The sequence below is a fragment of the Nocardioides convexus genome (assembly GCF_011090295.1).
The window spans coordinates 2,449,815-2,475,432 of record NZ_JAAMYA010000001.1 but is presented as its reverse complement, the minus strand read 5'-3'; the positions used below and the strand labels follow the sequence as shown (position 1 = coordinate 2,475,432).

The window sequence follows — 25,618 nt, the reverse complement described above, 5'->3', positions numbered from 1 at the left end:
AACCTGGTGGCCGGCCTGATCGACCTCGGCTGGGAGTGCGACGACGTCACGGCGTACCGCACCGTCCGGGCCGCTCCGCCGCCGGCGCCGACCCGCGACGCGATCAAGACGGGCAAGTTCGACGCGGTCGTCTTCACCTCCTCCTCGACGGTGCGCAACCTCGTCGGCATCGCCGGCAAGCCGCACCCGTCGACGGTGATCGCGGTGATCGGCCCGGCGACCGCCAAGACCGCCGAGGAGCACGGCCTGCGCGTCGACGTGATGGCGCCCCAGCCCGACGTCGACCTGCTGGTCGAGGCGCTCGCCGGCTTCGGTGCCTCGCGCCGTGCCGCGATGCTGGAGGCCGGCGACCCGGTCACCAAGCCGAGCGACCGCAAGCCGAGCGCCCGGCGCCGCAAGGCCTGAGGCCCCGCCTCGTCCGTGTGCCGGAGACACCCGATCGTGGGGGTCTCCGGCACACGCGTCGTTTTCGGGGTGGGAGGATGAGGTCATGAGCGACTTCCCCCGTCCCGTGGTCCGTCCCCGTCGTCTGCGGACCACCGCGGCGATGCGGGACCTGGTCGCCGAGACGACGCTGGAGCCGCGCCAGCCTGGTGCTGCCGATGTTCGTCCGCGAGGGCGCCGGCGAGCCGATCCCGATCAGCACCATGCCGGGGGTGGTCCAGCACTCCCGCGACAGCCTGCGCAAGGCGGCCGTCGAGGCGGCGGAGGCCGGGTTGCGCGGGGTGATGCTGTTCGGCGTACCGGAGACCAAGGATGCCCTCGGCACCGGCGCCACCGACCCCGACGGCATCCTCAACGTCGCGATCGCCGACGTCGCGGCCGAGGTCGGCGACGCGCTGGTCGTGATGAGCGACGTGTGCCTCGACGAGTTCACCGATCACGGCCACTGCGGCGTGCTGACCCCCGAGGGGGTCGTCGACAACGACGCGACCTTGGAGCGGTACGCCGAGATGGCGGTCCAGCACGCCCAGGCCGGCGCCGGGCTGGTCGGCCCCAGCGGCATGATGGACGGCCAGGTCGCCGTCATCCGCGAGGCCCTCGACGCCGCCGGGCACACCGACGTCGGGATCCTGGCCTACTCCGTGAAGTACGCCTCCGCCTTCTACGGCCCCTTCCGCGAGGCCGTCGACAGCAAGCCTGAAGGGTGATCGCCGCACCTACCAGCAGGACGGCCGCAACGCCCGCGAGGCGGTGCGCGAGCCTGCTCCTCGACATCGACGAGGGCGCCGACGTCGTGATGGTGAAGCCGGCCCTGGCCTACCTCGACGTGCTCCGCCAGGTCGCCGATGTCGCCGCCGAGCAGGGCGTGCCCGTCGCGGCGTACAACATCTCGGGGGAGTACGCCATGCTCGAGGCCGCCGCCGCGAACGGCTGGATCGACCGCGAGCCTGCGATCCTCGAGACGCTCACCTCGATCCGCCGCGCCGGCGCCGACATGATCCTCACCTACTGGGCCACCGAAGCCGCCCGCTGGCTGCGCTGACGGGCTGCCGCTGCCCCACCAGGGGATCAGACGGGCGGCCCCGTGCTTCCCAGGGCTTGCCGCCAGGCGGAGGCAGGCTCTCCCCAACGCGACCGCGAGGGCGCTCGCCCCGAAAACGCGAGAGCCCCGGACCTGGGGGGTTGGCCGGGGCTCTCGCGCGTTGTTCGGGGCTACTTGTACGACGACACGCAGTCCTTGTTCGCCTGCAGCGGGTTCGGCTGGGTCAGCGACCACAGCGCGCACTTGACGGTGACCTCGAGCGGCTTGATCGCGCCGGCCAGGCCACGGACCAGGCCGTCGACCGGCTCGACGCCGGTGATGGGCCCCTCGTTGGCCGGGTCGAGCGGACCGCCGTCCGTGGTCAGGCCGGGGGTGGTGGGCTTGCTGCCCGGCTTGGGGACGGTGGGCGTGGTGGTGCCGCCGCCGGGCTTGGTGCCGCCGCCGGTGCTGCCACCGCCGGTGCTGCCGCTGCCCGTCGTGCCACCGGTGGTGCCACCGGTCGTCGTACCGCCGCCGCTGGTGCCGCCGGTGATCCCGGAGTTGTGGTTGCGGTGCTTGGTGGACTTCGGGCCGTTCACGTCGAAGGCTCGGGGGCTCCGGCACGACGTAGCCGGCCGCGGTGGTGTTGTTGGGAACCGAGGTGAAGTCGCCCTCGAGGTAGGCGTTCATGATCTTGAGGACCAGGTCGACGTAGGCGTCGCTGTGGTTGTAGCGGTAGACCGCGGCGCGCTGGCCGGCGACCGTGGACAGGTCGCCCTCGCCGGAGCAGAGGTAGACCGCCGCCGCGAGCGAGGCGTCGTCGATGTCCTGCGGGTTGCGGGCGGCGTCGTCGTCGGCGTCCACGCCGACGACCTGCCAGGTCGAGGGGATGAACTGCATCGGACCGACGGCGCGGTCCCACTGGGTGTCGTTGTCGTAGACACCGGCGTCGGTGTCGGAGATCGCCTTGGTGCCCTTCTGGCCGTTGAGCGCCGGGCCGTAGATGCCGGGCGTCGCGACGCCGTCGTCGTTGAGCACGTTGCCGCCGAAGCGACCGTGGTTGGACTCGACGCGGCCGATGGCGGCGATCAGCCGCCAGGTGATCTTGCAGGTCTTGTCGGCGGAGTTGATGACCGTCTCCGCGCGCTGGTACGCCGCGAGCGCGGCCGCCGGGATCGCGTTGGTCGAGGCCGCGTTCACGATGCCCGCCGCGTTGCCGCCGTCGAGGCCCTCCACGCCGGTCGGGTCGGACAGGCTGGCCGGGTCCTCGATGGACTCCTCCGGCACACTGGTGCCGTCGGTCACGGTGCCGGGGCTCTCGGCCGCGACGACCGGGGCCGTGACGCCGCCGATGCCGGCGACGGAGGCCGTCCACGCAGCCGACAGCAGGGCCAGCGGAATGATGGTGGCGCCGCGCTGCAGGCGCCCCAGACGCTTCCTCGACATGTCCCGTCTCTCTCCCCTGGCCCGAAGGCCGGTTTCGCGTGGGCCGCTCCCTCGTGGACCCACCTGTGCGTCGCGCGCGACCCACCGTGGTGGACCCCCGAATGGCACGACACCTGGAGAACGAATCGTGACACACCGACGTTACGGGTGTCACATGATCCAGCCCACAATGCGGGCGGCGTGGTATGTGCCCGGCGCACGACCGAGCCGGATCCGAGATCACCGCCCGGCGGCGCACCCGCGTTCAGGAGCCTCTCAGGAAGGGACCGCGATGCGGGCCGGCTGGGGTGGATCGGCGACAATGGCGCGGTGCCCGACCTCGTGACCACCGGCTCCGACGCCCTGTTCGCGCGGGCCCGCGCCGTGACCCCGGGCGGGGTCAACTCGCCGGTCCGCGCCTTCAACGCCGTCGGCGGGACCCCGCGCTTCATCCGCTCCGCGACCGGACCCTGGCTGACCGATGTCGACGGCAACACCTACGTCGACCTGATCTGCTCCTGGGGCCCGATGCTGCTGGGCCACGGCCACCCCGCCGTGCTGGAGGCGGTGCGCGAGGCGGTGGCGCGCGGTACGTCGTACGGCACCCCGACCGAGGGCGAGGTGGCCCTCGTCGAGGCGATCGTGGCCCGCACCCCGGTCGAGCGGCTGCGCCTGGTCTCCTCCGGCACCGAGGCGACGATGTCCGCGATCCGGCTGGCCCGAGGGTTCACCGGTCGCGACGTGGTCGTGAAGTTCGCCGGCTGCTACCACGGTCACGTCGACTCGCTGCTCGCCGCGGCCGGCTCGGGTCTGACCACCTTCTCCATCCCCGGCACGCCCGGCGTGCCCGCCAGGCTCCACGGCGCTCACCCTGGTGCTGCCCTACAACGACCGGGAGGCGGTCACGGCCGCCTTCGCCGAGCACGGCGACCGGATCGCCTGCCTGGTCACCGAGGCGGCGCCGGGCAACATGGGCGTGGTCCCGCCCGAGCCGGGCTTCAACCGCTTCCTCGCCGAGACCTGCCGAGCGCACGGCGCGCTGTTCGTCAGCGACGAGGTGATGACCGGCTTCCGGGTCTCGGCCAACGGCCAGTGGGGCACCGACGGCAAGGTCGAGGGCTGGACCCCCGACCTGCTCACCTTCGGCAAGGTGATGGGCGGCGGCTTCCCCGCGGCGGCCTTCGGCGGCCGGGCCGACGTGATGGCCCACCTCGCTCCGGAGGGCCCGGTCTACCAGGCCGGCACGCTCTCGGGGAACCCGGTCGCGACCGCCGCCGGGCTCGCCACGCTGACCGCGGCGACCGAGGAGGTCTACGCCCGCCTCGACGTGGTCGCCGACGCGCTGCGGGCCGGGATCGCGGAGTCCTTCACCGCCGCCGGCCTGCCGCACGTGATCCAGTCGACGGGCTCGATGTTCTCGGTGTTCCTCACCGAGGAGCCGGTGCGCGACTTCGCGCAGGCGCAGCGCACCTCCGTCCCGGCGTACGCCGCGCTGTTCCACTCCATGCTCGACCAGGGTGTCCACCTGCCCCCGTCGGCCTACGAAGCCTGGTTCGTGTCGTCCTCCCACGACGACCGTGCCGTCCAGCAGGTGCTCGACGCCCTGCCTGCCGCCGCCCGCGCTGCCGCTGAGGAGATCGGATGAGCACCCCCGACACCGTCGTCCACCTGGTCCGTCACGGGGAGGTCCACAACCCCCAGGGCATCCTCTACGGGCGCCGCGACGGCTTCCACCTCTCCACCCGGGGCCGCGCGATGGCCGACCGGGTCGGCCAGGCGCTCAAGGGCAACGACGTCACCCTGATCCGCTCCTCGCCGCTGGAGCGCGCGCAGGAGACCGCCGCCCCGCTGGCGACCGCGCTCGGGCTGCCGATCGAGGTCGAGCCGCGGATCCTGGAGTCGGAGAACCGGTTCGAGGGCCGCACCTTCGGCAAGGGCAACAACGCGCTGCGCAACCCGCTGCTGTGGCGCCACCTCTACAACCCGTTCAAGCCGTCATGGGGCGAGCCCTACAAGGCGATCGTCGAGCGGATGATGGCCGCGGTCCACGACGCCCGCCGCGACGCCGAGGGGCACGAGGCGGTGCTGGTCTCCCACCAGGCTCCCGATCTGGACCACCCGCCTGGCCGCGGAGAAGCGCTCCTTCCTGCACGACCCGCGCAAGCGCCAGTGCACGCTGTGCTCGATCACCTCCTTCGGCTTCGCGGGCGAGGAGCCTCGTCGAGATCTCCTACGCCGAGCCGGCCCTGGACCTGATCCCGACCGGCGACATCGCCGCGCCGTTCTCGGCCGGTGACGCCCCGGAGGAGAACAGGCCGGAGGGGACACCCCCCGCATGACCCGCCGCGCCCGCCTCGCCGGGCTGATCGCCCCGCTGCTGCTGATGACCGCCTGCTCCGACATCGGCGGCACCGGCGACCTCGAGTACGTCGGGGGCGACGGCGGCGTCGTCGAGGTGGCGCGCGACAAGCGGCCGGACGCGGTCGAGATCAGCGGCAAGACGATCCAGGGCAAGCCCCTCGACGTCGCGGACCTGCGCGGCAAGGTCGTCGTCCTCAACGTGTGGTGGTCCGGCTGCGGCCCGTGCCGCGCCGAGATGCCGATGCTGGTCGAGGCGGAGAAGGAGCCTGGGCAAGGAGAAGGTCGCCTTCGTCGGGATCAACATCCGCGACGCGGCCCCGGAGAACGCCGCCGCCTTCGAGCGCGACCGCGGTGTCGACTACCCCTCGCTCTACGACCCGGGCAGCGAGACCCTGCTGGGCCTGGGCAAGTACGCCCCGCCGTCGATGCCCGCGACGATCGTCCTCGACGCCGAGGGCCGGGTCGCCGCGTTGATCAACGGCCCGATCCCGTCCAAGAGCACGCTCACCACCGTGGTGAAGGACACCCTGGCGGAGTCCGATGGGTGAGTGGTTCCGCGAGCAGGCCGCCGCCGGCTCGCTCGGTCTGGCAGTGCCCGTGGCGGCGATCGCGGGCCTGGTCTCGTTCTTCTCGCCGTGCGTGCTCCCGCTGCTGCCCGGCTACCTGTCCTACGCCACCGGCCTCTCGGGTGCGGACCTCGCCGCCGGTGAGGCGAGCAACCGCCGCGGCCGGATGCTGCTCGGATCGGTGCTCTTCGTGCTCGGCTTCGCGGTCGTCTTCGTCTTCTACGGCACCGCCTTCGGCTCGATCGGCCAGTCGCTGCGCCGCTACCAGGACGAGTTGCAGGCTGGTCCTCGGCGTCGTGCTGATCGTCCTCGGGCTGGTCTTCGCCGGTGTCCTCTCCCTCTTCCAGCGCGACCTGCGGGTGCACAAGGTGCCCGCCGTCGGGCTGGGCGCCGCCCCGCTGATCGGCGCCCTCTTCGCGATCGGCTGGACGCCCTGCGTCGGGCCGACCTTCGGGGTGATCCTCAACCTGACCTTCGCCGACGGCGCCACCGCGGCGCGGGGCGGCCTGCTGGCGCTCTGCTACGCGCTCGGGCTGGGCCTGCCGTTCATCGTCGTCGCGCTGCTCTACAACCGCCTCTCCCACGCCCTGGGCTGGGTACGCCGCCACCAGTCTCGCCTTCATGCGGGTCGGTGGTGCCTTCCTCGTGGTCATCGGCGTGCTGATGGTCACCGGCTGGTGGGACCACGTCGTGCAGTGGGCCCAGCCTGCGCACCGTCGACTTCGGCGAGACGATCCTGTGAGCGCCGAGCGTCGTCCGGGCGAGCCTGACCGCACGGGAGCTGCTGCGCTGGCTGTGGCGCCAGATCACCTCCATGCGCACGGCGCTGATGCTGCTCCTGCTGCTCGCGCTCGCCGCGATCCCCGGCTCGGTGATCCCGCAGGCCGGCGTCGACTCGCTCGCGGTCACCCGGTGGAAGAGCGACCATCCCAAGGCTCACCCCCGTCTACGAGAAAGCTCGACCTGTTCGCGGTCTACTCCTCGCCCTGGTTCTCCGCGGTCTACCTGCTGCTGGTGCTCTCGCTGGTGGGCTGCATCGTGCCCCGGCTGTTCGTCTACTACCGCGCCCTGCGCGCCCGGCCCCCGGTGGCGCCGCGGCACCTGACCCGGATGCCCGTGCAGGCGTCGTACGACACCGACGTGGACGCCGCCGAGGTGCTGGCCCACGCCCGCGCGGTCCTCGGCCGGCGGCACCGGCTCCGCCCGGCCGCCGACGGTGACGACTTCGTCGCCGCCGAGCGCGGCTACGTCCGTGAGGCCGGCAACCTGCTCTTCCACCTCTCGGTGCTCATCGTGCTGGCCGGCTTCGCCGTCGGCGGGCTGTGGGGCTACCAGGGCGGCGTGATCATCACCGAGGGCTCGACGTTCAGCAACAGCCTCACCCAGTACGACGACTTCAACCCCGGCGGCCTGTTCCGCCAGTCCCAGGCTCAAGGACTTCCGGTTCACCGTCGACAAGTTCGACGTCGAGTGGCTCGACTCCGGCCCGCGGGCCGGCCAGGCGCGCAAGTTCCAGGCGCACCTGAGCCTACCGGGAGAGCCTGAAGGGCCCGGAGAAGGAGTACGACCTGCGGGTCAACCACCCGCTGGAGATCGACGGCACCGACGTCTTCCTGATCGGCCACGGCTACGCGCCGGTCGTCACCGTGCGCGACGCGAAGGGCCAGGTCACCTACACCGGCCCGACGCCCTTCCTCCCGCAGGACGCGAGCTTCTTGTCCTTCGGCGTGATCAAGCCGCCGGTGAGCAACCCGCAGACTCGGCCTGGAGGGGTTGTTCTACCCCACGTTCGACATGCGCAACGGCGACCCGGTCACCGTCTTCGGCAACGACCTCAACCCGACCCTGTCGATGCTCGCCTACACCGGCGACCTCGGCATCGAGTCCGGCCGCTCGCAGTCGGTGTACGTGCTCGACAAGACGAACGCGAAGCCTGGTGGAGAAGGACGGCAAGCCGGTGCGCGTCGACCTGCAGCCGGGGGACACCTTCCAGGCTGCCCGACAACCTCGGCTCGGTCACCTTCGACCGGGTGGACCCGTGGGTCCGCATCCAGATCAGCCAGACGCCCGGCAAGGGCGTCGCTCTCATCGGCGTGATCCTCGCGCTGATCGGGCTGTGCGCCTCGCTCTTCATCCGCCCCCGGCGGGTGTGGGTGCGGGCCACGCCCGGCACAATGGACGGCAGCGGTGGCACTCACGTCGAGGTCGCCGTACTCGATCGGTCCGGCAACGGCGAGATGGACGAGATCCTCTCCACGCTGCTCGGCCAGGCTCAAGGAGGTACCCCGGTGAAGGACGCCACGTGGGAGACGCTGAGCAACCAGGCGGTCGCGGTCGCCGGCGTCGTCTACTTCCTGGCCCTGCTCGTGCACCTGGCCGAGTGGGCGTCCCTGCGCCAGCCGGCCGCCGACCGTGGTCTGGTCGCCGCGGGCGGCGTACCAGCCTTGGGGGAGGGGGACGCCGAGACGCCGGCACGCGGCGAGCGGGTGGCCTTCCTCGGCCGGCTCGGCTTCCTGCTGACCGCGATCGCCTGCGCCGTGCACTTCGTGGCGCTCGTCGGGCGCGGCATGGCCGCGGACCCGAACCGGGTGCCGTGGGGCAACATGTACGAGTTCACGCTGACCGGCACGTTCATCGTCGCCATGCTGTACGTCGTCCTCTACCGCCGCTTCTCGCTCGGCTGGATGGGCCCGCTCGTCGTCGGCTTCGTGCTGACCACGCTGATGGTCGCGGTGATCTGGCTGCACGACTCGGTCGCGCCGCTCACCGAGGCGCTGGACTCGCCCTGGCTGGTGATCCACGTGGTCTCGGCCGCCATCGCCACCGGCGCGTTCACCCTCGGCGGCATCGCCTCGATCATGTACCTGGTCCGGCAGCGGGCCGAGCGCCGCGCCACCGAGGCCGGCCGCGAGCCTGCGCGGCTGGCTGGCCCGGGTCCCGCAGGCTCGACGCGCTGGACCGGCTGGCCTACCGGGTGCACGCCTTCGCCTTCCCGGTGTGGACCTTCGCGGTCCTCATCACCGGCCCGATCTGGGCCCACGAGGCGTGGTCGCGCTACTGGAACTGGGACCCCAAGGAGGTGTGGGCGTTCATCACCTGGGTCGTGTACGCCGGCTACCTCCACGCCCGCGCCACGGCCGGCTGGAAGGGCCGCCGGGCCGCGATGCTCGCCCTGGTCGGCGTCGCCACGCTGTGGTTCAACTTCATCGGCATCAACTACTTCGCGACGTCGAGCCAGCACTCCTACGCCGACGAGCGCCCCGCCTTCCTCGCGGACTCCTGAGGCGCGGGCCCTCGGGGGTGGGGTCCTCGGGGGTCAGGCCCTCGCGGGTCAGGCCCTCACGGGTCAGGCCTCCGGCTGGTCCGGCGGGTTCTTGCCCCGCCGCTCCTGCCGGCGCTGCCACTCGAGGTCGCGCAGGAAGGTCTCGTCGTCGTCCGGCGCGACCGGGCGGCTCGGCGGCTGCGGGCGGGACGGCCGGCGCGGGACCTGCTGGCCGCCGTACCCGCGGTCCTGCAGCCAGCGCACCGCCAGATAGGTGATGGCCGCGAAGAGGATCACGACGAGCAACAGACTTCACCCTTCAAGAGTAGGGCGGCGGTGGTCGCCGTGGGGGCGGTCCCCGGGGGTCGCTTCCGCGGGTGGCCCGCATACCCTGGTGCGGTGAAGGAGTTCTGGATCTACACCGCTCTGCGCGCCGGCATGTTCGTCGGCGCCTTCTGCATCGTGTTCGGGGTGTGGTTCCTCGTCGCCGACGCGGTCAACGTGCTGCTCGTCGTGGTGATCGCGTTCCTGGTCAGCGGCGTCGCGTCGTACCTGCTCCTGGAGCGGCAGCGCAACGCCTTCGCGGTGAAGGTCGAGGACCGCGCCGGCCGGATCTCCGAGAAGTACGAGGAGATGCGCGCCAAGGAGGACGAGCCGGAGGACTGAGCCTCCGCGAGTGGGGAGAGGGCGACGCGGGTCGTGCCGCGCCCCCACTCAAGCCAGGACGAGCCCCAGGCCGGCCAGGACGGCCCAGACCAGGCTCGGCGATCCCCGTCTGCTGCAGCACCGGGATCAGGGCCGGGCCGCGGGCTCCGCCGAGCACGGTCCGGGCCGCGGCGAGGGCCGGGACCAGGAAGCCCAGCCCGAGCAGTGCCCACCACGAGGTGAGCGCGGCCAGGACGACGACCGCCAGGGCGGCGAGCGCGACGAGGACGGCGTAGAACCCCCGGGTACGACGATCGCCCAGCCGCACCGCGAGGGTGATCTTGCCGGCGACCTCGTCGGTCGGGATGTCGCGCAGGTTGTTGGCGACCAGGATCGCGCAGGCCAGCGCGCCGACGCCGGTGCCGGCGGCGACCGAGGCCCAGCCGATCTGGCCCCACGCCTCGGTCTGCACCCAGGTGGTGCCGACCGCGGCGACCAGGCCGAAGAACACGAAGACCATCACCTCACCGAGGCCGAGGTAGCCGTAGGGCTTGGAGCCGCCGGTGTAGTACCAGGCGGCGAGCACGCTCAGCGCGCCGACGGCCAGCAGCCACCACGCGCCGGTGGCGGCGGTCAGGGCGAGCCCGGCGAGGGCGGCGACGCCGAACGAGAGGAACGCCGCCCGCTTGACGGCCGCCGGGGTGGCGAGGCCGGAGCCGACCAGGCGCAGCGGGCCGACCCGCTCGTCGTCGGTGCCGCGGATGCCGTCGGAGTAGTCGTTGGCGTAGTTGACCCCGACCTGCAGCGCCAGGCTGACCACCAGCGCGAGCAGGGCGCGCCACCACACCGCGGCGTCGGCGTACGCCGCCACGGCGGTGCCGACGAGCACGGGCGCGACCGCGGCGGGCAGGGTGCGCAGTCGGGCGCCGGCGATCCAGTGGGCAGGGGTGGCCATAGCCGTCGATTCAAGCAGGCTGCGCGCTCTCCGCGCCCACCCGGGTCAGGTACCGCTCGGCGGCCCGTGCGGCCGGGTGGATGGCGACCGCGGCGACCGCGACGATGGCCGCGATGACGAGCCAGCCCTGGGCACCCCACTCCATGGCGAGGAAGGTGTACGCCGCCGGGGCCCACACCGAGCCGAGGGTGTAGCCGAGCTGGGTGACGCCCTGGTACTCCCCGCGCCGTGCGGGGTCGGAGAGCCTCGGCCTGCAGGCCCCAGTCGCCGGCGGAGCCGAAGAGCTCGGCGCCGGTCACGGTCACGTGGCCCACCCAGACCAGCACGATCGTCACCCAGCCGACGGTGTCGTGGGTGACCAGCACGATCGCGCAGGACAGGACGAAGAAGAAGGCGCCACGACGCTGGGCGCGCAGCGAGTCGGCCACGGTGGTGATGCCGCGGGCGGCGGCGACCTGCAGCAGCACAGCCATCACGGTGTTGGTGCCGAACAGCCAGGCGAGCAGCACGCGCGGGGCGTCGGTCTCCTCGACCAGCCACAGCGGGATCACCACGTTGAGCAGCACCTGGTGGGTGTTCAGCACGCCGCTGCAGATGGACATCGCGACGTACCCGCGGTTGCGCAGGGCGCTCTTCCGGTCGCCCGCCTCCTCCAGGACCTGCTCCAGCGGCGCCTCCTCGGCGTGGTGGATCGCCCGGGGCAGGCGCGCGACGAGAGCCGCGTTGAGCAGCAGCAGGACGGCGGTCGCCAGCGGGACGGCGCGGACCACGTCGTCGCTGTTGGTGGCGAGCGCGACCCCGGCGAGCAGCGCGCCGAGGGTGTAGCCGACGTTGCGCGCGGCGCGGAAGTAGGCGTTGGAGGAGACCCGCTCCTCGCGGGGGAAGACGTCGAAGCGGTAGGCGTTGCGCGCGGCCCGGCTGGCCGTGGAGACGGTCTCCAGCACGATCATCATCGCGATGAAGGTGCCGAGGCCGCCGACGGCGAGCCAGGCGAGGTAGAGCAGCGCCTCGAGCAGCGAGGCCAGGGCCCAGACCGTGCGGGCGCCGTAGCGGTCGCTGAGCCTTGCCGAGCGGTACGGCGAGCAGGAAGGTCACCACGCCCGCGACGGTCAGCCCGAGGCCGACCTGGGCGGCGCTCAGCCCGACGATCTGGGTGAAGAAGACCGCGCTGCCGGTGAGGAAGACGCCGTCGCCGAAGGCGGAGAGCACCGACTGCGTGGAGAGCCGGCGGACCAGGGGGGTGGGACCGGCGAGACGGGCGACCCGCTCCGGAATATATCTTGACATCAAGAGAAAGTCTACGCTCCGGCGTTGACCCCTGTCGACCGACTTTCCTCCGGATCCGGGTCCGCGGTGGCCGGGAAGTGCTGGTCGCGGAAGCGCGTCGCGCTGCGCAGCGACGGCCCGGTCAGTGCCGACGCGCCGACGATCACCGCCGCGATCACCAGCCAGCCCTCGCCGCCCTGCCCGAGGGCGAGGAAGGTGAAGGCGGCGGGCGCCCACATCGAACCCATCGCGCGGGTGACCTCGGCGACGCCCTGGTACTCCCCGCGTCGGTGCGGGTCCATCAGGCTCGGCCTGGAAGGCCCAAACTCGCCCCGGAGAAGAAGAGCTCCGCCCCGGTCACCGTGACGTGCCCGAGCCACACGAGCAGCACGGTCACCACACCGGCGGTGGAGTGGGTGGTCAGGGTGACCAGGCAGGACACCACGAAGAAGGCCGTGGAGATCCACACGTACCGCATCCCGTCGCGCAGGCCTCGCACCCCCTTCGAGGTGTACGCCGGCAGGACGATGCACAGCACCGTGTTGGTGCCGTAGAGCCACGCCAGCAGGACGTGCGGGGCGTCGGTGGCCTCGACGACCCACAGGGGGATCACCACGTGCAGCAGGGTCTGGTTGGTCGACAGCACGCCGAGGCAGAACGTCAGCGCGACCCAGCCCCGGTTGCGCGCCGGGCCGGGCCCGGCAGGGCGCACGCGGGCCTCGCCGTTGGCGACGCGCAGGTCGTGCGGCGCGGCAGGCAGGCCGGCGATCCGCAGCGCGCTCACGATCGTCAGCAGGGCGGCGAAGAGCGGCGACCAGCGGATGACCTCCAGGCTCCCGGTGGCCAGCGCGATGCCGCCGACGATCGCGCCGAGGGTCAGTCCGAGGTTGACCGCGGAGTAGAGGTGGGCCTGGGTGGCGACCCGCTCCTCGGGCGGGAGCACGTCGACGACGTAGGCGCGGTAGCCAGACCGGGCCGCGGATCCGAAGACGGCGAAGACCGTGCCGACGACGAGGTAGGTCTCGAAGGAGCCGACGAACGGCAGCGCGACGAAGCAGGCGCCGCGCACCCACATGCTCACCGCCCACACCCGCCGCGGGCCGAACCGGTCGGCGACCCGACCGGCGGGGTAGGCGAGCAGGAACTCCGCGACGTTGACGAGGGTCAGCGCCAGGCCGACCCGGGCTGCCGACATCCCGACCACCTGGGTGAGGAAGACCGCGCTGCCCGTGTTGAAGGCGCCCTCACCCGTGGTGAGCAGGGTCATCTGGGACGCGAGACGTCGCCCCAGCGGCGTCGGCGGCACCAGCCGTCGCCACAGGGTCTGAGATTCCGCCCGATCGGTCCTCATCGTCGGTCATCATCCCCCAGCGACTAGGTTTTGTCGCGTGCGAGTTTGGGCGGCCTCCGGTTCCGCCGACGAGGTGAGGGCCGGGGCCCGGGCCTGGCTCGACGGCCCGGACGACGTCTCGCTGGTCGTCACCACCTCCGGATCGACCGGTACGCCGAAGCGCGTGCTGCTGGGCCGCGAGGCGGTGCTCGCCTCGGTCCGCGCCTCGGCGGCCCGGCTCGGTGCGAGCGGCCCGTGGGTGCTCGCCCTCCCGCCGTCGTACGTCGCGGGGGTGCAGGTGCTGCTCCGCTCACTCGTCGCCGGGCACGCCCCGACGCTGCTGGAGCGCGACGGCTGGCCGGCGGGCGACGGGTGGTTCACCTCGCTCGTGCCCACCCAGGCTGACCCGGATGCTCGAGGTCGCCGAGGACCGCGCGGCCCTGCGCCGCGCGCACACCGTGCTGCTCGGCGGTGGGCCGATCGGCGCGGGCCTGCGCGCCCGGGCGGCCGACGCGGGGGTGCACGTCGTGGCGACGTACGGCTCGGCGGAGACCGCCGGCGGGTGCGTCTACGACGGCGTACCGCTCGACGGGGTGGCGGTCGCGCTCGGCGAGGGCGGCCGGGTGCGGATCGCCGGGCCCACCCTGTTCACCGGCTACGACGGCGCGCCGGACCTGACCGCCGAGGTGCTCGTCGACGGCTGGTTCCTCACCTCCGACGCGGGCCGCTTCGACGAGGACGGCCGGCTGGCGCTGATCGGCCGGCTCGACGACGTCGTCGTCACCGGCGGGCTGAACGTGCCGGGGCCGGCCGTGGCGGAGCGGCTGCGCGGGCACCCGGCGGTCGCGGCGGCGGAGGTGCTCGGCGTACCGGACGCCGAGTGGGGCAACCGGGTGGTGGCCTTCGTCGAGTCTCACGGCGCCGGTCGATGCCGCGGCGCTGCGCGACTGGGTCGCCGCCGAGCACCCGCGGGCCTGGGCGCCGCGCCAGGTCGTGGTCCTCGATGCGATCCCGCTGCTGCCCAACGGCAAGCCGGACCGGCAGGCCCTGCGTGCGGAGGCGGCGCGGTGAGGGTCCTCTCGATCCCGATGCGCACCCGCTTCCGCGGCATCACCGTGCGCGAGGTCGCGCTCCTCGGCGGCCCCGGCGGCTGGGGGGAGTGGAGCCCCTTCCTGGAGTACTCGCCCGAGGTCGCCGAGCCCTGGCTGCGCTGTGCGGAGGAGGCCCTGGCCGGGGACTGGCCCGCACCGGTGCGCGACACCGTCCCGGTCAACGTGACCGTGCCCGCGGTCGGTCCCGAGCGGGCCGCCGAGATCGTCCGGGCGGGCGGCTGCCGCACCGCCAAGGTGAAGGTCGCCGAGCCCGGCCAGTCGCTGGCCGAGGACCTCGACCGGGTCGCGGCCGTGCGCGCCGCCCTCGGCCCGGGAGGCAAGGTGCGGGTCGACGCCAACGGCGGCTGGTCGGTCGAGGACGCCGTCGCCGCGATCGGCGCCCTGGACCGCGCCGCCGGCAGCCTGGAGTACGTGGAGCAGCCCACCGCGAGCGTCGAGGACCTGGCGCGGGTCCGCCGCCGGGTGGACGTCCCGGTCGCGGCCGACGAGTCGATCCGCCGGGCCGAGGACCCCTACCGGGTGCGCGAGCCTGGAGGCCGCCGACATCGCGGTGCTCAAGGTGCAGCCGCTCGGCGGCGTGCGTGCCTGCCTGGAGATCGCGGAGCGGATCGGCCTGCCCGTGGTGGTCTCCTCGGCGCTGGAGACCTCGGTGGGGATCGCCGCCGGGGTCGCGCTCGCCGCGGCACTCCCGGAGCCTGCCCCACGCCTGTGGGCTGGCCACCGTCCAGCCTGCTCACCGCCGACGTGGCGGCCGCGCCGCTGCTGCCCGTGGACGGCGCGCTGCCGGTCGGGCGTCCGGCCGTCGACCTCGCCGCGGTGGACGCACTGGCCGCCGCGCCCGAGCGGGTGGCGCACTGGACGGCCCGCCTGGCCGCCGTACGTGGGGTGCGGGAGGATCGGGAGCGATGACCTCCGCCGCCCTCGCCGACGCCTGCCTGGCCTGGCTCGCGCGCGCCGGCGTCACCGACGTGGTGGCCGCGCCCGGCTCGCGCAACGCCCCGCTCCTGCTGGCGCTGTGGGCCGCGCAGGGGAGCGGCGGGCCCCGCCTGCACACCCGGATCGACGAGCGGACGGCAGGCTTCCTCGCGCTCGGGCTCACCAAGTCCGGCGCCCGCACAGCCGTCGTCACCACCTCCGGCACGGCCGTCGCGAACCTCCATCCCGCCGTCCTGGAGGCCGCCCACTCCGGCATCCCGCTCGTCGTGCTCTCGGCCGACCGCCCGGCCCGGCTGCGCGGCACCGGCGCCAACCAGACCACCGACCAGGTCGGGATCTTCAGCCCCTTCGTGACGACGTACGACATCGCCTCGGAGGCGGACCTGCTCGCGGCCTCCCCGGCAGCCGAGGGCCCACTGCACCTCAACGTCCAGGCTCGACGCGCCCCTGGTGCCGGAGGCTCCTGCGCCCCACGCACCTACCGAATTCGTCGTGGGACCGGCCGATTCACGACAAGAATGGATGGTGCGTGGCGAGCCGGAGCCGCTGTGGCCAGGGCCCCGCACGGTCGTGGTGGCAGGCGACGACGCCGGCCCGCGTGCGCGGCAGGCTCGCCGAGGCGGCCGGGTGGCCGCTGCTGGCCGAGCCGAGCAGCGGCGCGCGCACGGGCGACCACGCGCTGCGCACCTACCGGCTGCTGCTCGGGACCACCCTGGGCGAGCGGATCGAGCGGGTGGTGGTCCTCGGGAGGCCCACGCTGTCCCGGCCGGTCACCCGCCTCCTGGAGCGGTACGACGTGGAGGTGCTCGTCGTCCCGAGCCCCGGCGTGTGGCCGCCCGCTCCGCCGGGCTCGGTCGCGATCGGCCCGCCGTCCTGGGCCGGCGAGCCGGACGACCCGGCCTGGCTCGCCGCCTGGCGCGACGCGGACCGGGCGCTGGCCCGCCGGGTGGACCGCCTGCTCGCGGAGCAGCCCACCCTCACGCCGTACGACGTCGCGAGCGCCACGCACGCCGCCCTCCCCGCCGGCGGGCTGCTGGTGGTCGGGGCGTCCAGTCCGATCCGCGACCTCGACCTGGTGGCGCGCCCCACGCCCGTCGGGAGCCGGCGCAAGGTGATCGCCAACCGCGGCCTGGCCGGGATCGACGGCACGATCAGCACCGCGATCGGTGCTGCGCTCGGCCGGCCGGGCTCGACGCGGAACCTCGCCCTGATGGGGGACCTGACCTTCCTGCACGACCAGACCGCGCTCGTCCTCGGCCCCGACGAGCCGCGTCCGGACCTCACCATCGTGGTCCCGAACGACGACGGTGGGGCGATCTTCTCGATGCTGGAGCAGGGCGCGCCCGCGCACGCGGCCTCCTTCGAGCGGCTCTTCGGCACCCCGCACGGCACGGACCTCGCCAGCCTGTGCGCCGCCCACCGGGTCGCGCACCTGAGGGTCACCTCGCGCCCCGAGTCTGGAGCAGGCGCTGGCCTCGCCGAACGGCGGGATCGAGGTCGTGGAGGCCGTCGTCGACCGCACCGGCCGCCGCGAGCCTGGACGGCGCCATCCGCGCTCTCGCCACCGAACCGGGAGAATAGCGGGGTGGAGATCGCATTCCTGCTCGTCGCCGTGGCGGTCGTCGTCCTGACGGTGACCGCCCTCTCGGAGCGGGTGGACGTCCCCGCGCCGCTGACCCTGGTGGTGGTCGGCGTCGCCGCGTCGTACGTCCCCGGGGTGCCGGAGCCTGCGTCTCGAGCCCGAGATGGTGCTGCTCGGCCTGCTCCCACCGCTGCTCTACTCCGCGGCCGTCAACACCTCGCTCGTCGACTTCAACGCCAACCGCGGCCCGATCCTGCTGCTGTCCGTGGGCCTGGTCGCGTTCACCACCCTCGGCGTCGGTGCGGTGGTCGAAACTCGTCATCCCCGACCTGCACTGGGCCCTGGCCCTCGCCATCGGCGCCGTCGTCGCACCGCCCGACGCGGTCGCCGCGACCGCGATCGGCCGCCGGATCGGCCTGCCCCGGCGCGTCGTCACGATCCTCGAGGGCGAGTCCCTGCTCAACGACGCCAGCGCCCTGGTCGCGCTGCGCACGGCGGTCGCCGCGCTCGGTACGACGGTCGCGGCCTGGCAGGTCGGCCTCGACTTCGTGATCGCCGCCGGCGGTGGTGCGGCGATCGGCGGCCTCGCGTTTCTCGTCGTCGGCTTCATCCGCAAGAAGGTCACCGACCCGCTGCTCGACACTGCGATCTCACTGGTGATCCCGTTCGCGTCGTACATCGTGGCGGAGGAGATCCACGCCTCCGGCGTCGTCGCCGTCGTCGTCGCGGGACTGCTGCTGGGCCACGTCGCGCCGATCCTGCAGTCCGCGCAGTCGCGGATCGCCGAGCGCACCAACTGGCGCACCATCGCCTACGTCCTGGAGAACACCGTCTTCCTGCTCATCGGCCTGCAGGCCGACTGGCTGCTGGCGGAGGTCGGCGACAGCGAGTACGGCGCAAGCACGATCGCCCTCGCGTGCGGCGCCGCGCTGCTGACCTGTGTCGTGCTGCGCATGGTCTGGGTGTTCGCGGCCAGCGGCCTGCTGCTGCGCCGCGGGCCGGAGGCGCGCACGGGCGAGCCGATGCCGATGCTGTGGCGCAGGCTCGTTCCTCATCGGCTGGGCGGGCATGCGCGGGGTGGTCACCCTCGCGGCGGCGTTCACCGTGCCGGAGGACACCGCCCACCGCGAGGTGCTGCTGATCATCGCGTTCGCCGTCGTGGCGGGCACGCTGCTCGGCCAGGGGCTCACCCTGCCCGCCCTGGCGCGCACGCTGCGGGTCCCCGGCCCCGACCCGCAGGACGACGCGCTCGCCCGCGCGACCCTGCTCCAGCAGGCGGCGAAGGCGGGCATCAAGCGTCTCGACGAGTCTCGCCGCCGAGGACGACGACCCGCTGCGCGTGCGGGACCTGATCATCCAGCGCATCGAGCAGCGCAACTTCGCCGCCTGGGAGCGGCTCGGCACCACCGCCGACCTGGAGAGCCCGAGCGATCTCTACGCGCGCTGGCGCGGGGAGATGATCGAGAAGGAGCGCCGCCGGGTGCTCGAGATCCGCTCCACCGGCAAGGTGCCCTCGGAGATCGTCAGCGAGGTGCTGGCGATGCTCGACGTCGAGGAGTCCATGCTGGACGCCGCCGTCGCGCAGCGTGCCGAGCTGCGGACCGCCGTCGCCAGCCGGCCGCTCGCCGGCGGCTGCGAGGACCTGCTGGCCACCCCGTTGGCCGGATCGCCCGAGGTGCCGTCGGTGCTGGCGTGCGCGGAGTGCATCGCCGACGGCGAGCAGTGGGTCGCCCTGCGGATGTGCCTGACCTGCGGGCACGTCGCCTGCTGCGACTCCTCGCCGGGGCGCCACGCCACCGCGCACTTCCGCGAGACCCTGCACCCCGTGATGCGCTCGGTGGAGCCGGGCGAGGACTGGCGCTGGTGCTTCGTCCACCACCAGACCGGCTGACCCCGCGGGCTACGGTGGGAACATGCGCCTGACCAAGTTCGGCCACGCCGCCGTCCGGATCGAGCACGACGGCACCACCCTGGTCCTCGACCCCGGCATGTGGAGCGAGCGCGAGTCGGTCGACAGCGCCGACGCGGTGCTGATCACCCACGAGCACGCGGACCACTACGACGCCGAGAACCTGCGTGCCACGGACGCCCCGATCTACACGATCGCCGCCGTGGCCGCGCAGATCCGCGAGTCCGCGCCCGACGTGGCCGAGCGGGTCACCGTCGTCGCGCCGGACGAGACCTGGACCATCGGCGGGATCGGGGTCCGCGCGATCGGGGAGCCTGCACGCCGTGATCCACCCGGACCTGCCGCGCTTCCACAACAGCGGCTACCTGATGAGCGTCGGCGAGCAGGCCGTCTTCCACCCCGGCGACGCGCTGACCGTGCCCGGCGTGCCGGTCGACGTGCTGCTCACCCCGGTCTGCGCGCCGTGGATGCGGCTCAGCGAGGGCATCGACTTCGCGCGCTCGGTCGGCGCCGCCCGCAACGTCGCGATCCACGACCGGGTCTACTCCGAGGCCGGGCTGGGGATCGTCGACGCCCAGTTCGGCCGCCTGCTCGGCGCGCGCGACCTCGACTACGTCCGGCTGGCCGACGGTTCCGACCTGTAGCCCGACCTGCGGTCCGACCTGGAGCCCCCTCGGGGATCTCTCAGGTCGACCCGGCATGATGGCGCAATGCCGATCGCACGCTCCACCGTTGCCGGTGCCGCCACCGGCGCCGTCCTGCTCGTCGCCGCCGTCGGGTTCGGGGTCGGGCTGCCGAAGGTCGTCGACGACCCGGCTGCCGCGACCACGACGCTGCCCACGCTGCCCGAGAAGGCTGGACGACCGCTTCGTCGCGCTGCAGGCGATCACGGCCGAGCAGGCCGGGCTGACCTCGGCGGAGCAGACCGCGCAGTTCAAGACCTTCGTCGCGAGCACGATCGCGAGCGAGAAGCAGGCCAACAAGTCCCTCGCCAAGGAGTACGGCGCCGCGCGGGCCCGCAGACTACATCGACCTCCCCGAGCCGGGGAGCACCCAGCAGAGCACGCCGGCGCAGGCTCGCCGTCACCGTCGTGCCCGGCCCTGCCGGCCTGCTGAACCCGAGCGGGCCGTTCTCGGTCGACCAGTCGGGTGCGCACTACCAGGCTCCAGGACGTGCAGGGGAAGCGCTGCGCGGTGATCTGGAAGGAGGCGGCCGACCCGACCACGGGCATGCCGACCGGCCAGCCTCCGACCGCCGCCGACTACAACGTCCAGTGCCGGACCGAGAGCAAGGGCCTGACCTACGACATCTTCAGCACCGGGCTGACCCCGGACGAGGTCGTCGGCTACCTCGACAAGGTCGTCGCGCTCGGCTGAGCCCGGTCCTCGACTCCAGTAGACGACGACCTTGTCGCCGAGCCTGGACCTGGTCGAAGAGCCACGCCACGGCGTCCTTGTCGCGCACGTTGACGCACCCGTGCGAGGCGCCGTTGTAGCCACGGGCGGCGAAGTCCGAGGAGTAGTGCACCGCCTGGCCGCGGGAGAAGAACATCGCGTACGGCATCGGCGTGTGGTACAGCGACGAGACGTGGTCGCGGCTCTTGCGCTCGATGGCGAAGACGCCCTCCCGGGTCGGCGGACTCGGAGGAGCCGAAGCGCACGTCCACGGTCTTGCGGACGTCGCCGTCGACCACCCAGCGCAGGGTGCGGCTCGACTTGTCGATGCAGAGCACCCGGCCGGTCGTGCAGCGCGGGTCCAGCGGGCCCGGGGTGTTGCCCCCACCGCCCGGCGGCGGCTGGTTCGTCAGGCTTCGCCCTGGGTGGGCTGGCGGGTCATCTTGTGCAGCAGGTCGAGGGTGCGCTGGTCCACGGCGCCGGTGACCGCGATCTGGCGCTTGGCCTGGAAGCCGCGCACCGCCTCGGCCGTCACGGCGCCGTAGTGGTCGGTCACGTCACCGCTGAACCACGCGATCTGCTTCAGCCGCGCCTGCAGGCTCGCGGACCCGCGGGCCGTCGTCGCCGGGGAGAGCAGCGCCGGCCCGGCCGTCGGTGTGGGCTTCGCGCTGCGGGTCGCGCTGGGAACCTCGCTCGGCGTCGCGTCCGGGGTCCCGCTCGGCGTCTCGCTGGGAGTCGCACTCGGCTGGTCGCCGGGTGTCTCGCTCGGCTCCTCGGACGGGCTGGGGGTGCCGTCCTGCGAGGGCGTCGCCGCAGGAGTGCTGGTGCTCGGCGCCGGTGCCGGCCGGTGCTGTCGCGGGGCCGCGGTCGGTGAGGAGTCCTGCCACGGCAGTGCGTCCTCGCGCACGGCCCAGCCCACGCCGTAGGCCAGGACCGAGAGGAGCGCCGCGACCACGGTGACGAGGGTGATGCGGCGAGCGAGCCGCGTCTTGGTGTTCATGTAGGAGTAGACGCCGCGGGCGGCCGGTTGGTTGCGAGCGAATTTGCGCCGATAGGCTGCCGCGGTGGCCCGCGCAGAGCTCGACAAGCAGCCCGCCGACGTCCGACGCATGTTCGATGCGGTCGCGCGGCGGTACGACCTGACCAACGACATCCTCTCGTTCGGGCAGGACCGCCGCTGGCGCAAGGAGGTGCTCACCGCCGTCGACCCGTCGTACGGCGACCGGGTGCTGGACCTCGCCGCCGGCACCGGCACGTCGAGCCAGCCGTTCCGCGACGCCGGCGCGACCGTCATCCCGTGCGACTTCTCCGTCGGCATGCTGCAGGTCGGCAAGAAGCGGCTTCCGCACCTGCCGTTCACGGCCGGCGACGGCACGAGGCTCCCGTTCCGCGACGCCACCTTCGACGCCGTCACCATCTCCTTCGGGCTGCGCAACATCGTCGACCCGCTCGCCGGGCTGGCCGAGATGCGCCGGGTCACCAAGCCCGGAGGTCGCTTGGTCGTGTGCGAGTTCAGCCACCCGACCTGGACGCCGTGGCGCACGGTCTACCTCGAGTACCTGATGAAGGCGCTGCCCGCCGTGGCCCGCGCCGTGTCCTCGGCGCCGGACGCCTACGTCTACCTCGCCGAGTCGATCCGCGCCTGGCCCGACCAGGCAGGCCTGGCCGCGATGATCGGCGAGGCCGGCTGGAGCGGCGCGGAGTGGCACAACCTCTCCGGCGGGATCGTCACCCTGCACCGCGCGACCGCCTGAGGGTTTCCGGCCGGTCGGACCCGGGCACCGTGCCCGCCATGCGTCGCGTCCTGCTGCTCCTCCTCGCGGTGGCCCTGGTGCTCTCCGGCTGCTCCGGCGCCGAGAGCGGCGGCACCGACCGGCAGAAGGTCGTGCACTGGCTGGACGAGCGCCCCGACGTCGCCTCCGTGCAGGAGCGGGGCGATCGCGTCGTCGTACGGCTGGAGAAGGGCCGCACCGACGACCAGGTCTGGGACTTCGTCGACGACTTCCAGGCCTACGCCGAGGACCTCAGCGACCGCGGGTCCTACCGCCTTGCTGTCGACGGCTTCGACGCCTACCTGCCGCCGATCGGGCGTGGCAGCCGGTCGCGCAGCGAGGCGGAGGGCGACCTCGTGCGGGCGCTGTGGTTCCGTGCGGACGGGCGGGCGACCGCGGTCACCGACGGCGCTGCCGCCTCGGTGAGCACCCTCGTGACGGCACCGGCCGCGGACGTCGCCGCGCTGGCACTGGACCTCCAGGACATCGGCGTCGACACCGGCGACTCGATCCGGGTGCAGTCCGCCGACGGTCGCACGGGCGTGCAGTGGAGCACCCGCCTTGACTTCGACGTCGACGTCGCCGCCCTGCGCGCCATGGTCGCGCTCCAGCGACGCTTCCCCCGCACCGGCGGTTGGATCAACGGCGTCGCAGGCGCCACCCGCGTCGGCGTCGTGTTCTCGCCCCGCGACATCTCCCTCGACGACCTGCGACAGCAGGCGGCCCGGCTCGTTCCCTGGCTCGACCGGGACAGGGACGCGATCGGCTGGGGCACGCTGGTGACCTCACCCCGCGGCCTGCGGGACGCGACCGAGGACCCCGCCACCCGAGCGGCGTACGTCGCGCTGGCGGCGGTCCCCGGCCTCGCCCCGGCCCGGTACGTCGACGTGCTCGCCACCGGCCTCGCCGGCTTCCGCGCCGCCCGTCGCGTGCTCGCCGCGAACCCCCGGGCGCGGCTCCGCTCGCTGGGGTATGCCCCGGCGCCCTCGCCCCACCTGGGCCAGGACCCGGACCTCGTCGTCGAGACGTTCGCCGGTGAGACCCCGCGCCGGCTGGCGTCGTACGAGAAGGTGATGGAGCCTGCCCGACGTGATCGGGGTGGTCCCCCACCTCGGCCGGCTGGAGGCTCGCGGCCGGCATCGACGACGACCAGGCTGCGCAGCGCGCTCACGGTGATGCGCGAGTCCGCGCCGCCCGGGGCGACGCTGACCGTCTCCCTCGCCGCCTCCCGCACCGGCGTACGGCGCTGGGTGGGCACGACCGCGCTCGCCCCCGACGGCAAGGTGCGCCGCGGCGCCGCGGCGGATGAGGAGCGGCTCGACGACGACCTGCTGCAGCGGGTCGAGACGACCTGGACCGAGCCTGGCCGGCTGAGCATGTGATCATGCGAGCGTGAAGCAGGAGTGGACCCCGACCGAGGCCGAGCAGCGCGAGGTGGTCCGCGCGGCCGCGGTCCACTACTGGCGCGCGACCGCGCTCCCCGGCGTGGTGCTGGTCGCGGGCATGGCCCTGCTGGCGCTCGGGCTCAGCGGCCCGGTCCTGGCGCTGGTGCTGGCCGTCCTCGCGGCAGCCTGGCTGGGGTGGGCGTGGACCTCCTCGCTGCGCAGCGCGCGGGAGGTGCTCGGGGCGGCCTACCCGGTCGGTACGACGGTCGCGGCCGAGGCCACCGAGGACGCCCTCGTGCTGAGCACCGGCACGGGCACCGCGCAGGTGGCGTGGGAGCGGTTCACCCGGCCCCGGGTGGGTCCGGTCTTCCTCACGGCCCGCGACGGCACGAGCCGCCAGTGGCTGATGGTGCCGCGCCGGCTGTTCCCGGACGCCTGGCTGGAGCGGATCGGCGTACCACCCCGTCGTGCCTGATTTTCGCAACCCTCCCATGCGTTAAATTCCCAGGTCAGACCGCCTTTGTGGTCTGCGCCACCCCCTGTGCATGCTGGTTCGGGGAGTGGCAGGATGTGGGCCACGCCACTAGTGATTCTGTTCACAAGATCACGAGAGGGAGGCTCATGGGGCTCTCACACACCGGTCCTGGTGCTCGCCGCTCTCGCCGCGTTGTTCGCGGTCGGGTCGGTCGCGATGAGCACCATGGTGGGGCCGCGGCGCTACAACCGCGCCAAGATGGACTCCTACGAGTGCGGCATCGAGCCCACGCCCCAGGCGCTGAGCGGCCGCTTCCCGGTGAAGTACTACATCACCGCGATGCTCTTCATCGTCTTCGACATCGAGATCATCTTCCTCTACCCGTGGGCCATGCAGACTCGACCAGATGGCGTGGTTCGGGCTGGTCGAGATGATCCTCTTCATCGCCACGGTCTTCGTGGCCTACGCCTACGTCTGGCGGCGCGGCGGATTGGACTGGGACTGAGCCATGGGTATCGAGGAGAAGCTCCCCAGCGGAGTGCTGCTCAGCACCGTCGAGGGGCTGGCCGGCTACATGCGCAAGGCCAGCCTTCTGGCCGGCGACCTTCGGCCTGGCCTGCTGCGCCATCGAGATGATGACGTCCGGCGGCCCGAAGTACGACCTCGCCCGCTTCGGCATGGAGGTCTTCCGCGCCAGCCCGCGCCAGGCCGACCTGATGATCGTCGCGGGCCGGGTGAGCCAGAAGATGGCGCCGGTGCTGCGCCAGATCTACGACCAGATGGCCGAGCCCAAGTGGGTGCTCGCGATGGGCGTGTGCGCGAGCAGCGGCGGCATGTTCAACAACTACGCGATCGTGCAGGGCGTCGACCACGTCGTACCGGTCGACATGTACCTCCCCGGCTGCCCGCCGCGCCCGGAGATGCTCATCGACGCGATCCTCAAAGCTGCACGACAAGGTCCAGCACGACACCCCCTTCGGCAAGAACCGCGAGGCGCAGATCCGCGAGTCCGAGGCCGAGGCCCTGGTCGCGCTGCCGACCGGCGACCAGCGGGGGCTGCTGCGATGAGCGAGAAGCAGGGCCCGGAGAAGGCCGTCGAGCAGTCGCCCGAGAACGCCCCCGAGGCGCTCGGCGAGCCGGGCCTGGAGGTCCGCGCGGTCGGCGAGCGACAGGGCATGTTCGGCGTCCAGGGCAGCGGTGACACCAGCGGGTACGGCGGACTGGTGGCCCCCGTCGTGCTCCCCGGCGCCGCGCAGCGTCCGTTCGGTGGCTGGTTCGACACGGTGGCCGACAAAGCTTGGACGCACTGGTCGAGCAGGTCGTGATCCACCGCGGCGAGATCACCTTCCACGTCCGCCGTGCCGACCTGGTCACCGTGATGCAGGCTGCTGCGCGACGACCCGGCGCTGCGTTTCGAGTTCCTCTCCGGCGTCAACGGCGTGCACTACCCGGGCGACGCCGGGCGCGAGCCTGCACGCGGTCTACCACCTGGCGTCGTACACCTGGAACCGGCGCATCCGCGTCGAGACCAGCGCCCCCGACGCCGATCCGCACGTGCCGTCGGTGGTCGCGGTCTACCCCGCCGCCGACTGGCACGAGCGCGAGACCTGGGACATGTTCGGCCTGCAGTTCGACGGGCACCCGGCGCTGACCCGGATCCTGATGCCCGACGACTGGCCGGGCCACCCGCAGCGCAAGGACTACCCCCTCGGCGGCATCCCCGTGGAGTACAAGGGCGCCACCGTCCCACCGCCGGACCAGCGGAGGAGCCTACAGG

General features: G+C 73.1%; 23 protein-coding genes and 14 pseudogenes. 28 read left to right on the top strand and 9 right to left on the bottom strand.

The annotated features are described in order from the left end of the window. Positions 1 to 6 precede the first annotated feature (6 nt). Together G5V59_RS18585 and hemB are read left to right on the top strand one after the other, a co-directional pair. Positions 7 to 405, top strand: a complete 399-nt coding sequence (locus G5V59_RS18585) for a uroporphyrinogen-III synthase (protein WP_278257447.1) — start codon at positions 7 to 9, stop codon at positions 403 to 405. A gap of 85 nt (positions 406 to 490) precedes the next feature. Further along, a pseudogene (hemB, locus tag G5V59_RS18580) lies at positions 491 to 1,486 on the top strand (porphobilinogen synthase). A 170-nt stretch (positions 1,487 to 1,656) separates the two neighbouring features. Here the strand turns inward: hemB and G5V59_RS18575 are convergent. Both G5V59_RS18575 and G5V59_RS18570 read right to left on the bottom strand, forming a co-directional pair. Next, complete coding sequence (locus G5V59_RS18575) at positions 1,657 to 2,064, bottom strand: hypothetical protein (protein ID WP_278257446.1); 408 nt, start codon at positions 2,062 to 2,064, stop codon at positions 1,657 to 1,659. Between the two features lie 250 nt (positions 2,065 to 2,314). Beyond that, positions 2,315 to 2,911 (bottom strand): annotated as a pseudogene (locus tag G5V59_RS18570) (hypothetical protein); the annotation flags it as partial. A gap of 321 nt (positions 2,912 to 3,232) precedes the next feature. Here G5V59_RS18570 and hemL point away from each other — a divergent pair. The 11 genes and pseudogenes from hemL (at position 3,233) to ccsA (ending at position 9,100) form a co-directional block, all read left to right on the top strand. Beyond that, a pseudogene (gene hemL, locus G5V59_RS18565) lies at positions 3,233 to 4,535 on the top strand (glutamate-1-semialdehyde 2,1-aminomutase). Next, positions 4,532 to 5,229 (top strand): annotated as a pseudogene (locus tag G5V59_RS18560) (histidine phosphatase family protein). The pseudogenes hemL and G5V59_RS18560 overlap by 4 nt, the downstream one beginning before the upstream one ends. Next, positions 5,226 to 5,456 (top strand): annotated as a pseudogene (locus tag G5V59_RS18555) (TlpA family protein disulfide reductase); the annotation flags it as partial. The pseudogenes G5V59_RS18560 and G5V59_RS18555, both read left to right, overlap by 4 nt. A 61-nt stretch (positions 5,457 to 5,517) precedes the next feature. Then, the gene (locus G5V59_RS18550) at positions 5,518 to 5,799 is read left to right on the top strand and encodes a TlpA disulfide reductase family protein (RefSeq protein ID WP_341351257.1); all 282 of its coding nucleotides are present in this window, start codon (positions 5,518 to 5,520) and stop codon (positions 5,797 to 5,799) included. Continuing rightward, positions 5,792 to 6,034, top strand: a pseudogene (locus G5V59_RS18545) (cytochrome c biogenesis protein CcdA); the annotation flags it as partial. The gene G5V59_RS18550 and the pseudogene G5V59_RS18545, both read left to right, overlap by 8 nt. Further along, the gene (locus G5V59_RS18540; RefSeq protein WP_278259929.1) at positions 5,940 to 6,587 is read left to right on the top strand and encodes a cytochrome c biogenesis protein CcdA; all 648 of its coding nucleotides are present in this window, start codon (positions 5,940 to 5,942) and stop codon (positions 6,585 to 6,587) included. The pseudogene G5V59_RS18545 and the gene G5V59_RS18540, both read left to right, overlap by 95 nt. 44 nt (positions 6,588 to 6,631) lie before the next feature. Then, positions 6,632 to 6,922: a cytochrome c biogenesis protein ResB gene (locus G5V59_RS18535; RefSeq protein ID WP_341350972.1), complete on the top strand. Its 291-nt coding sequence runs from the start codon at positions 6,632 to 6,634 to the stop codon at positions 6,920 to 6,922. After that, positions 6,823 to 7,362, top strand: a complete 540-nt coding sequence (locus G5V59_RS18530) for a cytochrome c biogenesis protein ResB (RefSeq protein ID WP_278259927.1) — start codon at positions 6,823 to 6,825, stop codon at positions 7,360 to 7,362. The genes G5V59_RS18535 and G5V59_RS18530 overlap by 100 nt, the downstream gene beginning before the upstream one ends. Positions 7,363 to 7,590: 228 nt before the next feature. Beyond that, entirely contained in the window at positions 7,591 to 7,914 is a 324-nt protein-coding gene (locus tag G5V59_RS18525; RefSeq protein ID WP_278257445.1) for a hypothetical protein, read from the top strand. Between the two features lie 77 nt (positions 7,915 to 7,991). Further along, positions 7,992 to 8,645 (top strand): annotated as a pseudogene (locus G5V59_RS37075) (hypothetical protein); the annotation flags it as partial. 146 nt (positions 8,646 to 8,791) lie between these two features. After that, positions 8,792 to 9,100 (top strand): cytochrome c biogenesis protein CcsA, encoded by a 309-nt coding sequence (ccsA, locus tag G5V59_RS18515; RefSeq protein WP_341351256.1) that lies wholly within the window; start codon positions 8,792 to 8,794, stop codon positions 9,098 to 9,100. A 63-nt stretch (positions 9,101 to 9,163) separates the two neighbouring features. Here ccsA and G5V59_RS18510 read toward each other — a convergent pair whose 3' ends face one another. Beyond that, positions 9,164 to 9,376, bottom strand: coding sequence for a hypothetical protein (locus G5V59_RS18510; RefSeq protein ID WP_278257444.1), 213 nt, complete (start codon positions 9,374 to 9,376; stop codon positions 9,164 to 9,166). Positions 9,377 to 9,478: 102 nt separating this feature from the next. Here G5V59_RS18510 and G5V59_RS18505 point away from each other — a divergent pair, with 102 nt between their 5' ends. Continuing rightward, positions 9,479 to 9,745, top strand: coding sequence for a DUF4229 domain-containing protein (locus G5V59_RS18505; RefSeq protein WP_278257443.1), 267 nt, complete (start codon positions 9,479 to 9,481; stop codon positions 9,743 to 9,745). Between the two features lie 48 nt (positions 9,746 to 9,793). On the opposite strand, the pseudogene G5V59_RS18500 reads toward G5V59_RS18505, so the two are convergent. The 4 genes and pseudogenes from G5V59_RS18500 to G5V59_RS18485 form a co-directional block, all read right to left on the bottom strand. Continuing rightward, positions 9,794 to 10,679 (bottom strand): annotated as a pseudogene (locus tag G5V59_RS18500) (1,4-dihydroxy-2-naphthoate polyprenyltransferase). 368 nt (positions 10,680 to 11,047) lie between these two features. Then, positions 11,048 to 11,695, bottom strand: a pseudogene (locus G5V59_RS18495) (MFS transporter); the annotation flags it as partial. Between the two features lie 282 nt (positions 11,696 to 11,977). Further along, positions 11,978 to 12,247, bottom strand: a complete 270-nt coding sequence (locus G5V59_RS18490) for a hypothetical protein (RefSeq protein WP_278257442.1) — start codon at positions 12,245 to 12,247, stop codon at positions 11,978 to 11,980. Continuing rightward, positions 12,247 to 13,251, bottom strand: a complete 1,005-nt coding sequence (locus G5V59_RS18485; protein ID WP_278257441.1) for an MFS transporter — start codon at positions 13,249 to 13,251, stop codon at positions 12,247 to 12,249. Before G5V59_RS18485 ends, G5V59_RS18490 begins: the two co-directional genes overlap by 1 nt. Positions 13,252 to 13,333: 82 nt before the next feature. Here G5V59_RS18485 and G5V59_RS37070 point away from each other — a divergent pair. The 8 genes and pseudogenes from G5V59_RS37070 to G5V59_RS18440 form a co-directional block, all read left to right on the top strand. Continuing rightward, a pseudogene (locus G5V59_RS37070) lies at positions 13,334 to 13,567 on the top strand (hypothetical protein); the annotation flags it as partial. A 775-nt stretch (positions 13,568 to 14,342) separates the two neighbouring features. Next, positions 14,343 to 15,296 (top strand): annotated as a pseudogene (locus G5V59_RS18470) (o-succinylbenzoate synthase). Then, positions 15,293 to 16,438, top strand: a complete 1,146-nt coding sequence (locus G5V59_RS18465) for a thiamine pyrophosphate-binding protein (protein ID WP_278259925.1) — start codon at positions 15,293 to 15,295, stop codon at positions 16,436 to 16,438. Before G5V59_RS18470 ends, G5V59_RS18465 begins: the two are co-directional and overlap by 4 nt. Before the next feature lie 766 nt (positions 16,439 to 17,204). Then, positions 17,205 to 18,257: a cation:proton antiporter gene (locus G5V59_RS18460; protein ID WP_278257440.1), complete on the top strand. Its 1,053-nt coding sequence runs from the start codon at positions 17,205 to 17,207 to the stop codon at positions 18,255 to 18,257. After that, positions 18,245 to 18,796, top strand: a complete 552-nt coding sequence (locus tag G5V59_RS18455) for a UBP-type zinc finger domain-containing protein (RefSeq protein ID WP_278257439.1) — start codon at positions 18,245 to 18,247, stop codon at positions 18,794 to 18,796. Before G5V59_RS18460 ends, G5V59_RS18455 begins: the two co-directional genes overlap by 13 nt. A 22-nt stretch (positions 18,797 to 18,818) precedes the next feature. Next, complete coding sequence (locus G5V59_RS18450) at positions 18,819 to 19,517, top strand: MBL fold metallo-hydrolase (RefSeq protein WP_278257438.1); 699 nt, start codon at positions 18,819 to 18,821, stop codon at positions 19,515 to 19,517. Between the two features lie 29 nt (positions 19,518 to 19,546). Continuing rightward, positions 19,547 to 19,930, top strand: coding sequence for a hypothetical protein (locus tag G5V59_RS18445; protein WP_278257437.1), 384 nt, complete (start codon positions 19,547 to 19,549; stop codon positions 19,928 to 19,930). Positions 19,931 to 19,963: 33 nt separating this feature from the next. Next, on the top strand, positions 19,964 to 20,191 hold the full coding sequence (locus G5V59_RS18440; RefSeq protein WP_278257436.1) for a hypothetical protein: 228 nt from the start codon (positions 19,964 to 19,966) through the stop codon (positions 20,189 to 20,191). Here the strand turns inward: G5V59_RS18440 and G5V59_RS18435 are convergent. Both G5V59_RS18435 and G5V59_RS18430 read right to left on the bottom strand, forming a co-directional pair. Further along, complete coding sequence (locus tag G5V59_RS18435; RefSeq protein WP_278257435.1) at positions 20,127 to 20,597, bottom strand: L,D-transpeptidase; 471 nt, start codon at positions 20,595 to 20,597, stop codon at positions 20,127 to 20,129. The two genes, G5V59_RS18440 and G5V59_RS18435, sit on opposite strands and share 65 nt — an antisense overlap. A gap of 21 nt (positions 20,598 to 20,618) precedes the next feature. Beyond that, positions 20,619 to 21,209 carry a peptidoglycan-binding protein gene (locus G5V59_RS18430; protein WP_278257434.1) on the bottom strand — a complete coding sequence of 197 codons (591 nt, stop codon included), beginning with the start codon at positions 21,207 to 21,209 and terminating at the stop codon, positions 20,619 to 20,621. A gap of 64 nt (positions 21,210 to 21,273) precedes the next feature. On the opposite strand from G5V59_RS18430, the gene G5V59_RS18425 reads away from it, so the two are divergent. From G5V59_RS18425 to G5V59_RS18400, 6 genes and pseudogenes are all read left to right on the top strand, one after another. After that, positions 21,274 to 21,963 carry a demethylmenaquinone methyltransferase gene (locus tag G5V59_RS18425; RefSeq protein WP_278257433.1) on the top strand — a complete coding sequence of 230 codons (690 nt, stop codon included), beginning with the start codon at positions 21,274 to 21,276 and terminating at the stop codon, positions 21,961 to 21,963. 29 nt (positions 21,964 to 21,992) lie between these two features. Further along, entirely contained in the window at positions 21,993 to 23,363 is a 1,371-nt protein-coding gene (locus tag G5V59_RS18420) for a hypothetical protein (RefSeq protein ID WP_278257432.1), read from the top strand. Positions 23,364 to 23,373: 10 nt separating this feature from the next. Next, a complete protein-coding gene (locus G5V59_RS18415) occupies positions 23,374 to 23,841 on the top strand; it encodes a hypothetical protein (protein WP_278257431.1) in 468 nt (155 codons plus the stop codon). Positions 23,842 to 23,934: 93 nt separating this feature from the next. Then, a pseudogene (locus tag G5V59_RS18410) lies at positions 23,935 to 24,346 on the top strand (NADH-quinone oxidoreductase subunit A). Positions 24,347 to 24,349: 3 nt separating this feature from the next. Continuing rightward, positions 24,350 to 24,909, top strand: a pseudogene (locus G5V59_RS18405) (NADH-quinone oxidoreductase subunit B family protein). A gap of 107 nt (positions 24,910 to 25,016) precedes the next feature. Beyond that, positions 25,017 to 25,611 (top strand): annotated as a pseudogene (locus G5V59_RS18400) (NADH-quinone oxidoreductase subunit C); the annotation flags it as partial. Positions 25,612 to 25,618: the final 7 nt, after the last annotated feature.